This is a genomic window from Achromobacter sp. 1014246743 (assembly GCF_059760725.1).
This window is the reverse complement of the sequence record NZ_JCBANA010000116.1, coordinates 1-11,453: the sequence shown is the minus strand read 5'-3', so window position 1 is coordinate 11,453 and position 11,453 is coordinate 1. Positions and strand designations below refer to the sequence as shown.

10 protein-coding genes and 1 tRNA gene are annotated in these 11,453 nt (G+C 64.5%); 4 read left to right on the top strand and 7 right to left on the bottom strand.

Annotation, left to right across the window (positions count from 1 at the left end; translation table 11 throughout):
• Positions 1–253: 253 nt before the first annotated feature.
• The 3 genes from AC6LJ2_RS29315 to AC6LJ2_RS29305 form a co-directional block, all read right to left on the bottom strand.
• Positions 254–1,372 carry a porin gene (locus AC6LJ2_RS29315; RefSeq protein WP_263915263.1) on the bottom strand — a complete coding sequence of 373 codons (1,119 nt, stop codon included), beginning with the start codon at positions 1,370–1,372 and terminating at the stop codon, positions 254–256.
• Positions 1,373–1,700: 328 nt separating this feature from the next.
• Positions 1,701–1,880 carry a type II toxin-antitoxin system YafQ family toxin gene (locus AC6LJ2_RS29310; protein WP_498152711.1) on the bottom strand — a complete coding sequence of 60 codons (180 nt, stop codon included), beginning with the start codon at positions 1,878–1,880 and terminating at the stop codon, positions 1,701–1,703.
• 27 nt (positions 1,881–1,907) lie between these two features.
• Positions 1,908–2,240: a type II toxin-antitoxin system RelB/DinJ family antitoxin gene (locus tag AC6LJ2_RS29305; protein WP_498152710.1), complete on the bottom strand. Its 333-nt coding sequence runs from the start codon at positions 2,238–2,240 to the stop codon at positions 1,908–1,910.
• 513 nt (positions 2,241–2,753) lie between these two features.
• Here AC6LJ2_RS29305 and AC6LJ2_RS29300 point away from each other — a divergent pair.
• Both AC6LJ2_RS29300 and AC6LJ2_RS29295 read left to right on the top strand, forming a co-directional pair.
• On the top strand, positions 2,754–3,581 hold the full coding sequence (locus tag AC6LJ2_RS29300; protein WP_445658046.1) for an acid phosphatase: 828 nt from the start codon (positions 2,754–2,756) through the stop codon (positions 3,579–3,581).
• A gap of 46 nt (positions 3,582–3,627) precedes the next feature.
• Complete coding sequence (locus AC6LJ2_RS29295) at positions 3,628–4,419, top strand: hypothetical protein (protein ID WP_263915267.1); 792 nt, start codon at positions 3,628–3,630, stop codon at positions 4,417–4,419.
• Here AC6LJ2_RS29295 and AC6LJ2_RS29290 read toward each other — a convergent pair.
• Complete coding sequence (locus AC6LJ2_RS29290) at positions 4,407–5,432, bottom strand: AraC-like ligand-binding domain-containing protein (RefSeq protein WP_263915268.1); 1,026 nt, start codon at positions 5,430–5,432, stop codon at positions 4,407–4,409. The two genes, AC6LJ2_RS29295 and AC6LJ2_RS29290, sit on opposite strands and share 13 nt — an antisense overlap.
• 227 nt (positions 5,433–5,659) lie before the next feature.
• Between AC6LJ2_RS29290 and AC6LJ2_RS29285 the strand changes: the two genes are divergently transcribed.
• Positions 5,660–6,820 (top strand): calcium:cation antiporter, encoded by a 1,161-nt coding sequence (locus AC6LJ2_RS29285; protein ID WP_498152709.1) that lies wholly within the window; start codon positions 5,660–5,662, stop codon positions 6,818–6,820.
• A 188-nt stretch (positions 6,821–7,008) separates the two neighbouring features.
• On the opposite strand, the gene AC6LJ2_RS29280 is transcribed toward AC6LJ2_RS29285, so the two are convergent.
• A tRNA-Arg gene (locus AC6LJ2_RS29280) sits at positions 7,009–7,083 on the bottom strand.
• 231 nt (positions 7,084–7,314) lie between these two features.
• On the opposite strand from AC6LJ2_RS29280, the gene AC6LJ2_RS29275 reads away from it, so the two are divergent.
• Entirely contained in the window at positions 7,315–8,241 is a 927-nt protein-coding gene (locus AC6LJ2_RS29275; RefSeq protein ID WP_498152708.1) for a c-type cytochrome, read from the top strand.
• A 126-nt stretch (positions 8,242–8,367) separates the two neighbouring features.
• Here AC6LJ2_RS29275 and AC6LJ2_RS29270 read toward each other — a convergent pair whose 3' ends face one another.
• On the bottom strand, positions 8,368–9,894 hold the full coding sequence (locus AC6LJ2_RS29270; RefSeq protein WP_263915809.1) for a 3-hydroxyacyl-CoA dehydrogenase: 1,527 nt from the start codon (positions 9,892–9,894) through the stop codon (positions 8,368–8,370).
• An 88-nt stretch (positions 9,895–9,982) separates the two neighbouring features.
• Positions 9,983–11,212, bottom strand: coding sequence for a CoA transferase (locus tag AC6LJ2_RS29265; RefSeq protein WP_263915808.1), 1,230 nt, complete (start codon positions 11,210–11,212; stop codon positions 9,983–9,985).
• Positions 11,213–11,453 lie beyond the last annotated feature (241 nt).

The following is an 11,453-nucleotide window of genomic DNA, read 5'->3' as shown; positions in this document are numbered from 1 at the left end:
GCATTGCGGTGCCGGTGGCGCTTGGGCCTTCGGGCAGGCTGACTCATCCTGACCTGGGTTAGGGTGAGCGGACTGAGAGTGGAGCTAGGGAGGTGGCCGCTTTTTTCGCGTCTGTGGCCGGGTAAGACGCCCAGTCCGCTCAATGCAACCGCGGTCCGCCAAACCGGGGCATGGCCGCCGGTCCGGCGGGTCCGGCTTTTCCACGGCGCGCACCATGCACGCGCCGTCGATGCGCCGGACCGCGAGGCGTCGCTTAGAAGCGGTGACGCACGCCCACCAGGCCGACCGTGCTCTTCACACCGTCGATGAAGGCGAAGTTCGTGGCGTACGAACCCAGCGCGTACAGGTTGGTGCGCTTGGACAGGTTGTAGGTGTAGCCGATGCTGTAGATGTTCATCGTGGCATCGTCACCGGTCAGCGCCGTGTTGTTGGCGTCAGCACGCTGCCACGAGGCCAGGATGCTGCTTGCGCCACCGATCGGGGCCGACAGGCCAACCAGGTACGAGTTCGACTTGAAGTCCTTGGCCACGACGTTGCTGCCGAAGCTCTTGGCCGTGGCCGACCCGCTGCCGAAGGCGTTGATGGCCTGGCCGGTGAACCAGCCGTCACGCGTCTGGCCGTAGGCCAAAGCCAGCTTGACCACTTCGAAGTCGTACGAACCGCCGATGATCCACTGCTTGGGCGACGCATCCTCGCTGCCGGCAACCTGGTTGGCCAGGTTCAGTTGGTCGTACGACAGGGCCACGTTCAGCGGGCCATTCACATAGCGCACGCCGGCCGTGATGGCACGGGTGTTGTCGGCGGTCTTGAAGCCGGTCTGGGCGGCGGTGGTGTCAGCCACGTTGAACGAGTAGCCCAGGCCGACCTGGAAGCCGCTGAACGACGGGGTCGAGTACTGCACCATGTTGTCGTGACGGACCGTGTTGGCCGCGCCAAAGGCCGCGCCGACGTTGGCCTGGCCGTAGCTGGCGCCGAACGGATCGATCGCGCCGAAGTACTTCGAGGCGATGTTGGTCTGGCGGCCGAATTCCAGCAGGCCCCAGGAATCGCTCTTCAAGCCGACGGTGGCTTGGCGGCCGAACAGGCGGCTGCTCTGGCCCGACTGGCCGTTGGCCGAATTGAAGCCGCTTTCCAGCGTGAAGACGGCGCTCAGGCCATCGCCCAGGTCTTCGGCGCCACGCAGGCCCCAACGCGAGCCGCTGGACACGCCGTTGGTCATGCCGACCTTCGACTCCTTGTAGCCATCATTGCCCTTGATGCGCTGGAAGCCCACGCCGGTGTCGATCAAGCCGTACAGAGTCACCGAGGTCTCGGCGTGCGCAACGCCGGACAGCGCGGCGAACAGGGCGGTGACGAACAAAGTCTTTTTCATTACAGATTCCCGTTGATTGAACAGACATGCGCTTGCGGGCGCCCCGCAACACCAGCGGCAACGCCGCGCATGACAGGAACGGATTCTAGGAACGCCATGTGTCAGTTTTCGGGACACAAGCGGAAACAGTCCGGGCGCAATGGAATATGCAGGAATTTGTGGCACAAGGCCGACAGGCAAGAAGACGTCGCACCATGCGCTTAAGCCTGTCATGCCGGTGTGCTACTACGGAGGGGATAACAATCCTCCAAGCCATAATTCGGCCGACAAAAAAAGGAAAGCCCGCAATGGCGGGCCTGCAAACACAGAAACTTGGGCCGATACGCTGTCAGAAGAGATCGCTATGTGTTCCCAAGCGAACCAGCTTGAGAACATCTGGATCACGCTTATAAATTAAGACCAAGTCATTGCGAACATGACAATCGCGATAGCCCTTGTACTCTCCTGCCAACGGATGGTCGCGGTACCAAGCATCTAAGATTGCGCCTCGGCACAAGGTCGTGAGCACAGCACGCAGTCTATTTGCAGTCTCGCACTAGGCCCGTGCACGCCTGCGCTTAAGCGCTTCAGATCTCGTTCGAACTGCTTCGACACCTCGATTTTTCTCGCCATTCACGCCATCCTGGAACATAGCGTCCACGCTGGCATATTGCTTACCCTGACCGCTTTCAAGCTCTTCAATAGCAGCTCGAGTTGTTCGATTCGGAAGCTCCACTGCAAAAGGCAATCTTCCTTCCGCAGCCACCCGGGTCATCAGCAAACGAATCGCTGTAGAAACATTGAGTCCCATAGCATCCAGCACGCGCGTAGCGCGTTCTTTCGTCTCGTTGTCAATTCGGGCACGAATATAAGTGCCAGCAGTGGACATGGGTTTCTCCCCGTAGCGGGCGTTTTGGCTATCAGGACTACATTGTGGTCACAATGAAGCCACCGGACAACTCGGGAGGATTGATCTGACCATCAATACTTTCGTCAGATCCATCAAACTACATCGGTCCTCGTACCGTTACCTAAGGGGGCCGCAGAATCAGAAGAATCCGACGAAGACCCTGTCAGAAGTTTGGTCACGAAAGCAACATCCACCCCAATCCCCACCGCCGCAAAGCACGAAAAACGCATGTCACATGCAGCCCGCATGCCTCGTGCCGATGAGGTGTCGAAGACGACGCTCACGCAAGGAAGCAAAACCAGATGTGATGTTTTTGCCGCCCTTTTCCCCATCTGTCTCAATCTTCCCGCCAATTTGTCTCATCCCGCCGCACGCGTGGTTCTACGCGCGATACCCCGGTGTAAATTCTGCCGCACATTCAGGTCGGGCCGCGCCAGGCCGCATTGAATGACTTCCCGCAGACACTGATTTCACCGACGGTACAGGCCGAACATGCGCTCGAGAATTTCCAAGACGGCAACCCTTTTTGCGCTGGCCCTGGCCGGCATGAACGCCGGGGTCGCTGCCGCGCAGGACGCGCCCGGCCCCAAGGTCACCGATCCGCACTTCCAGCTGGCGGCAGGCTACATCCCGCCCAAGGAACTGCCCGACAGCCTGGAACTGCTCGGCCCCCCGCCCGCCAAGGGCAGCGCCGCGCTGGCCCGCGACGAAGAAGCCCGCGCCGCCACCATCCCCCTGCGCGGCAAGGCGCGCGCCGGCCTGGCAAAGCTGGATGCCGATCTGCAGTTTCCGCAACCCGCCGCGAATTTCTCGTGCGCCATGGGCATCGACATCAGCGAGACCACCACGCCGCGCCTGTTCGTCCTGATGCAGCGCGTGCTGACCGACGCCGGCCTGTCCACCTACGGCGTCAAGAACACCTACAACCGCACCCGGCCCTTCGTCGTCCACAACGAAGGCACCTGCTTTGCCGAACAGGAACCGCTGCTGCGCAACGATGGCTCCTATCCGTCCGGCCACACGGCCGCGGGCTGGGCCTGGGCGCTGGTGCTGGCCGAACTCAATCCTGAGAGAACCGACGCGCTGCTGCGCCGCGGCCTGGAATTCGGCCAAAGCCGTGTCGTCTGCAATGCGCACTGGCAAAGCGACGTCGACGCCGGCCGCACGATGGGCGCGGCCACGGTGGCCAAGCTGCACACCAACGCCGAATTCCTGGCCGACATGGCAGCCGCCCGCCAGGAAGTGCTGGCGGCCAAGGCCACGGGCGCCGCGCCCAAGCAGAACTGCGGCCTGGAAGACGCCGTCCTGTCCGCGCGCTGACCCGCGCATTGCCACGCCTCTACAGCTACTGCTTCATCGGGAAATCATGCGGTCTTTCGCCCCCAGCTTGATCCTCGCCACCGCGCTGGCCGGTCTGTCCGGCGCGGCCTGCGCCGACAACCCACTGCCCATCAGCCCGCTGCTGAAAGACAACGCCGGCGACGGCGACAGCTGGCGCGTCAGCGCCAGCCCCTACATCTGGGCCGCAGGCCTGAGCGGCAAGGCCGGCCAGCTCGGCCAACCCGCACTCAAGATCGATTCCAGCTTCAGCAAGATCTTCAGCGAGCTGGACCTGGCGTTCATGGGCGCCATCGAGGCACGACGCCAGCGCGTCAGCCTGCTGGGCGACGTCATGTACAGCCGGCTCTCGGGCAGCGGCAAGAACCGTATCGGCGTGCTCAGCAAGGAAGTCGACATCACGTCCAAATCGTTTTCCGGCTTTTTGGGGGCAGGCTACAGCGTGGCCGAATCCGACCGCGGCCATCTGGACGTCGTCGGCGGCGGGCGGCTCTGGTACGCCAGCACCAAGATCTCGCTCAAAGGCGGGCTGCTGGATGGCAAGGGCCAACGAGACAGCGCGACGTGGGTCGATGCCGTCGTCGGCCTGCGCGGACGCTACATGCTGGACGACAGCTGGTTCGTGACCGGCTGGGGCATCGTCGGCGCGGGCCAGGCGCGGCTCGACTGGGATGCCACCGCGGCGTTCGGCTACCAGTTCAAGAACAACTTTTCGGCCGTGCTGGGCTATCGCGCGCTGGGCGTGAACTACAACCGCAACGGTTTCATCTACAACGTCGTGCAGCAGGGTCCCATCATGGGGCTGGCCTATCGCTTCTGACCGCTGTCGTACGCGGCGAAATGATGCGACAGCTGGGGCGCGCCGCCAGTGATCGACGCGGGCCAGCTTTCGAGATCGCGCGCCTCGTCCGGCGTCATGCCGAAGCGGGCGATGAACGCCTTGCGGAACTTGCCCGTGTCTGAAAAACCCAGGTCGGCCGCAATCCGCACCGGCGGTTGCGCCGCATTGCGTGGATCGACCAGTGCGGCGTAGGCCGCGTCCAGGCGCTTGCTTTTGATCACGTGGGCAATGCCGCCCAGGTCGGCGAACGCGCGGTACAGGTGCGCGCGCGACACGCTGAAGCGCTGCATCAGCAGTTCGGGCCCCAGCGTCGGGTCCGCCAGGTGGCGATCGATGAACGCCAGGGTGCGCGCGCGCAGGGCTCGCCCCAGTACGGACTGCGGCTCGTCCTGCGCCGGGCCGGCCCCTGCCAGGCCCGCTGACAGCAGCGTCATCAGTGCATCCTGCACCGCCACGTCCTCGCTGGCGGACAGATCCGCCGACACGGCATGCAGGCCTTGAAGATAGTCCACCAGCAGACGCGTGATGGGCAGCTGCGGGTCCAGCGCGAAACCGTGCAGATCGCGGGCGCCCAGCAGCTTGTCGATGCTGGCGCGCGGCACCGTCGTGGCCAGCCGCACGCCCGCGTCCACCTCGCAAGCGTAGGGCCGCGACAGATCAATGATGCAGATCCCGCCCGGCGCCGCCACCGCGTCGCGCCCGGCAAAGTCGCCACGGATCGAGCCCGCCACCAGCACGTGCACGAGGTAGTGATCGATGGGACTGCGGGCGATCGTCCAGCGGTCGCGCTTGTAGCGCTGGGCATTGAAGGCCGTGGATCCCAGCGTCAAGCCCGCCACGGTGCGGATACGCATCGTGCCTTCCAGCGTCGCGCCCTTCTCATCGGCCATCGGCGCGGTTTCGCAGAACGGCCGCGTGACCTCGCGCCAATATTCGTTGCGAAGCGCGGGCTCTACTGCGTCCGTGGAAATAAGGATATCCGTGGAGGCCATGATGAGGTCTTATTCATAGGGAACGATCAGGCGCAGGATAACCGACGCAGGGGGATTTTCCCCCAACAAGTTTGATCGTCCAGCCGCCACGCCTGGTTTGAGCGTGAATTCCGATCGGTTAACATCGCATTTCGCGAGCGCATTCGCGCTTGCCCCCCCACCAGGACGACCTGGCCGGCGTGTCATTCCTAGGGACGACCCTGTCATCTTTCACGGAAAGAACAGCGATGCCCGTCCCCTCCTCTTCTGCACATGCCCCTCGCATCCCCAAGGCCACCTGGTTCAAGCTCGGCTGGGCCTGGCTGGTCGTGATTGCCTTCACCGTCTACGGCGGCGCGTGGCTCGCGCAGCCGCTGACGCCGGTCGCCGCGATGGTCTGCTTCGCCGTCCTGTTCTTCACCATCATCGCGGCATCCTTTGGCGTGGTTCACGAAGCGGACCTGCTGGCCCACAAGCTGGGCGAACCCTACGGCACGCTGATCCTGACCCTGTCCATCGTCTCGATCGAAGTCATCCTGATCGCGTCGATGCTGCTGGGCCCGGGCGAATTCCCCACCATCGGCCGCGACTCGATCTTCGCGGTGATGATGATCATCCTGAACCTCGTCATGGGGCTCTGCCTGGTCGTGGGCGGCCTGAAACACGGCGAACAGGAATACAACGCGCAGGGCGCCAACGCCTATCTGACGATGATCGTGCTGCTGACCGGCACCGCGCTCGTGCTGCCCAATTACCTGTCGGGCGCCGGCGAATTCACGACCTTGCAGGCCTGGACGATTGCCGCCATCACGGCCGGCCTGTATGCGGTGTTCCTGTGGCTGCAGATGGGCCGTGAAAAGCGGCTGTTCATCCAGCCCACCGCAGGGCAGATGGCCGTGGCGGCCGGCAACGCAACCCTCCCGGCCAACGCGCCGACCACCGAATCGGGCGACAACACCTCGATCTGGCGCAGCAGCGCGCTGCTGCTGGGCATGATCATCCCGATCGTGCTGCTGGCGCACCACCTGGCCAGCGTCATCGACTACGGCGTGGTCACGGCCGGCGCGCCCATTGCCGTCAGCGGCGTACTGATCGCCATCATTGTGTTCACGCCGGAATCGCTCACCGCCATCAAGGCCGCGCGCAGCAATGAAATGCAGCGCTCTATCAACCTGTGCCTGGGCGCCTTCGTGTCGACGGTCGGCCTGACCGTCCCCGCCGTGCTCGTCATCGGCCTGGTGACCGGCAAACAGGTCGTCATGGGCATCTCGATGCTGGAAACCGTATTGCTGGGGTTGACGGTGTTGCTCGGCATGCTGTCGTTCAATGGCCAGCGGACTTCCGTCATGCAGGGCGCGATGCACCTGGCATTGTTTGCGGTGTACGGCTTCTTGTTATTCAACCCCTGACGCGGAATCGCTGACGTTGAACGCGCGCCCGATATTCGTCATGGCAACGAACCGCCAGCTTCAGTATTGCGACGACCAGGCAGCATGCATCGGCCACGGCATATTCGAGGCTGGCTCGAAGGCGGCAAAGACAGGGCTTGAATAAAGCTGGAAGGGGGACTTCAAGGGAGGGGGGTAAAGCGCAGCGGTGGCGCGCCCGACAGGAATCGAACCTGTATCAAGAGCTTCGGAAACTCTCATTCTATCCATTGAACTACGGGCGCAGCGCAAGGAGGCGGTATTGTACCTAGTTTTGCGCAATCTGCATGAAGCAGATCAAACCCTAGGGAAAACTCCGCGAAAACCCGTGTCCGGGGGTTGGACGTGTGTCCATGACACCGTTATATAATCCAGCGTTTGCTTGCAAGGCGGTCTGCTTTTGCCGCCCTTTGTGCAGTACTGATTTTCTGTTGCCGCCGCCAGGCGCCCCCGGTACCCGTTAGCAGGATTTGGTCATGAGCAACGAGCAGGAACACATAGAAGAGCACTCCTCCCCCATCAAGACCCCGAAGCAACTGGTCGTCACCATCGTCCTATCCTTCGTGGTGCCCATCGCGATCATCATCCTGTTGGTGAATCTGGTCGTATCAGGCACCAAGGTAGGCGCCGGCTCGGACACCCTGTCCAACGAAGCCGTCACCAAACGCATTGCCCCGGTCGCCGGTTTCTCGCTGGTCGACGCCAACGCCCCCAAGGTCTTCAAGACGGGCGAACAAGTCTTTGCGGCCGTCTGTACGGCCTGTCATACCGCCGGCGTGGCGGGTGCTCCCAAGATCGGCGACAACGCCGCCTGGGCACCCTTCATCAAGTCCGGTTTTGACGCCATGATGAACGTGGCCCTGCACGGCAAGGGCGGCATGCCGGCCAAGGGTGGCAACCCCACGCTGTCCGACTACGAAGTCGCTCGCGCCGTGGTCTACATGGCCAACAAGTCCGGCGGCTCGCTGCCCGAACCGGCCGCCCCCGCGGAAGAAGGCGCCAAGAAGGAAGCCGACGCCACGCCCGCCGCAGCGCCCGCTGCAGCGGCCCCCGCCGCGGCTGCCCCTGCGGCGGCGGCTCCGGCTCCGGCTCCGGCTCCGGCCCCTGCTGCTGCTGCGGCTGCTGCCGCACCGGCCCCCGCGCAGGCCACTGCCGCCGTCAATCCGGCCGGCGAAAAGCTCTACAAGAGCGTCTGTTTCGCCTGTCACGCCACCGGCGTGGCCAATGCGCCCAAGTTCGGCGACAAGGCCGCCTGGGACCCTTACATCAAGACCGGCATGGACGCGATGGTCAAGGTCGCCATGCAAGGCAAGCCGCCGATGCCCCCCAAGGGCGGCGCGGCCAACGCCTCGGAAGACGACATCCGCGCGGCCGTGCAGTACATGGTGGACGCCGCCAAGTAAGGCCACATCCCGGCCACGTCGCGTGTGCCGCGGCGCACGCAAGCCGCCAGGCACACCACGCCCCCGCAAGAAAAAGCCCTTCGAGAAATCGAAGGGCTTTTTACATGGCGCACAGCCAGACGGGGATCAGTCGGCGGCGGATGCCTTCAACAACGACATGCCCAGCTGCACGCGGCGCTGCAGCCACAGGCTGGGGCGATAGCGCGGGTCACCCGTGACGCGCTGCATGCTCTTGAGGATTTCCAGGATGCGCTCGGCGCCCAGGGCATCGCCCAGCGCCAGCGGGCCCACCGGATAGCCCAGGCCGAGCGTCACGGCACGGTCGATGTCCTCGGGCGTGGCGATCTGCTGCTGTGCGATGTCGGCCGCGATGTTGACGATCATGGCCACGATGCGCTGGGCCACGAAGCCCGGCGAATCCTGGATCACCGACACCGGCACGCCATCGCCTGCCAGCAGCGCGTGGGCGGCATCGCGCCATTTGTCCTGCGTGGCCGGCGACACCATGATGCTGCGGCGGCGCGCCGTGTCAAAGGCCTGCAGCGTATCCAGGCCCACGGTGCGCGAGGCATCCAGGCCTTGTGCCGAAACGGTCGTGGACACGTCTTCGCCAAAGGGCGTGACGATGATGAGCGCATCCGATGCCGGCGATGCGCCGGACACCAGCGGCGCGCCCAGCTTTTCCAGCAGTGCCGTGGCGCGCGCATAGCCTTCGGGATGCTTGGGGCTGATCCAGACCTTCAGGCCCTGCGGCAACGCCGGCACGGGCGGCTCGGCGGGCACCTGCTTCTGGCCGTCGACATACGTATAGAAGCCCTCGCCGGCCTTGCGGCCGATCAGCCCGCCGGCCAGGCGCACGGTGGTGATGGGCGACGGACGAAAGCGCGGCTCGTCGAAGAACTGGCGATAGATCGATTCCATCACCGGGTGCGAGACGTCCAGCGCAGTCAGGTCCAGCAGTTCGAACGGCCCCATGCGAAAGCCGGCCTGCTCGCGCATGATGGCATCCACCTGCGCAAAGGTCGCCACCGATTCCTGCGCCACACGCAGGCCTTCGGTGTTCATGCCGCGGCCCGCATGGTTGACGATGAAGCCGGGCATGTCCTTGGCGCGCACGGGCGTGTGGCCCATGCGACGCGCCAGTTCGGCCAGCGCATCGCCGGTTTCGGGCGCGCTGCGCAGGCCGTCGATCACCTCGACCACCTTCATCAGCGCCACCGGGTTGAAGAAGTGATAGCCGGCCACGCGCTGCGGCCGCTTGCACGCCGCGGCGATGGCGGTGATGGACAGCGACGACGTGTTCGACGCCAGGATGCAGTCATCGGCCACCACGCCTTCCAGCGCGGCGAACAGGTCACGCTTGACGTCCAGGCGCTCGACAATGGCCTCGACCACCAGCTGGCACTGCGACATGTCGGTCAGCGCCGTGGCCGACTCGACACGATCCTGTGCGGCCTGCGCCTCGGCGGCCGACAGCTTGCCCTTCTGGGCCAGCTTGTCCCAGGTCTGGCGCAACGATTCGCGCGCCGCCGCCACCGCGTCGGCGCTGGTGTCGTACAGGCGCACGCGCAGACCGGCTTGCGCCGCGATCTGGGCAATGCCCCGCCCCATGGCCCCGGCGCCCACGACGCCGATGGTTTGAATCTCCGTCATCAACTCTCTCCTGCCTGTAATGGGAATAGTGTTCGCGCGCCGCGGCGCTTGCCGCCACGCGGCGGCACGCGCCGCGCGGCCATCATGCTCAGGCCTGGCCCTGGGCCAGCGCCTGGATTTCTTCGGCGGACAAGCCCAGCTTTTCAGCCAGCACCTGCGCCGTGTGCTCGCCCAGCATGGGCGGCGGGCGCCGGTATTGCACCGGGCTGCCCGAGAACTTCAGCGGACTGGCCGCCATCGGCACCGTGCCGGCCACCGGATGCGGCAGCTCGCGCTTCATGCCGCGCGCCAGCACCTGCGGATCTTCGTAGACCTGGTCCAGCGTATTGATGGGCCCGGCCGGCACGCCCACGCCTTCCAGCGCCGCCAGCCAGTAATCACGCGCCCCCGTGGCCATGCGCTCGACCAGCAAGGGCACCAGTTCTTCGCGGTTCTTCACGCGCTGCGGGTTGGTGGAAAAACGGGGGTCCGCCGACAGCTCGGGCAAACCAATGGCGCCGCAATAGTTGCGGAACTGGCTGTCGTTGCCCACGGCCACGATGAGGTGGCCATCGCTGGCCGCGAAGACCTGATACGGCACCAGGTTCTGGTGCGCATTGCCGGCCCGCCGCGGCGCCTTGCCGGACGTCATGAAGTTCAGGTTCTGGTTGGCCATCATGGCCACCTGGCAATCGAGCAGCGCCATGTCGATGTGTTGCCCCAGCCCGCTGACCGAGCGCTCATGCAGCGCCGCCAGAATGCCGACGGTGGAATACATGCCGGTCATCAGATCCGCCACCGCCACGCCCGCCTTCTGCGGCCCGCCCCCGGGCAGATCGTCGCGCTCGCCGGTGATGCTCATCAGCCCGCCCATGCCCTGGATCATGAAGTCATAGCCCGGACGGCTGGCATAAGGCCCGGTCTGGCCAAACCCGGTGATGGAGCAATAGATGAGGCGCGGATTGATTTCCTTGAGGCTGTCGTAATCCAGCCCATATTTGGAAAGCCCGCCGACCTTGAAGTTCTCGACCAGGATGTCGCTCTGCAACGCCAATTGCCGCACCAGCTCGGCCCCACGCGGCGACGCGATGTCGAGCGCGACCGAAAACTTGTTGCGATTGGCAGACAGGTAGTAGGCCGCCTCGCTGGTGTCATTGCCCGCCGCATCCTTGAGATACGGAGGCCCCCAGGCACGCGTGTCATCGCCCGCGCCGGGCCGTTCGATCTTGATGACCTCGGCCCCAAGATCGGCCAAGTTCTGCGTGCACCACGGACCCGCCAACACACGAGTCAAATCCAACACACGCACACCAGTAAGAGGAGCAGGACGTTGCGACATTTTTTATCTATTCGCGGCAAGAGTGATAGGTTAGGAGGGATATTAGCCGGTGGGGGCTTTGTGTGGCTTTTTGGGTGGTCGAGTGGCGGACGATTTGGTTCTTGAGACGCTCTGCGCGGTGTGGGGTGGGGTACGCGGGGCTACGATTGCGGTCCGGAGCCTTCGCTCCGGACTGCCCCGTCCTCATCGTCGTCCAGGCCTTCGGCCTTCCCTTCCGATTCCGTCGGGCGCATCTACACGC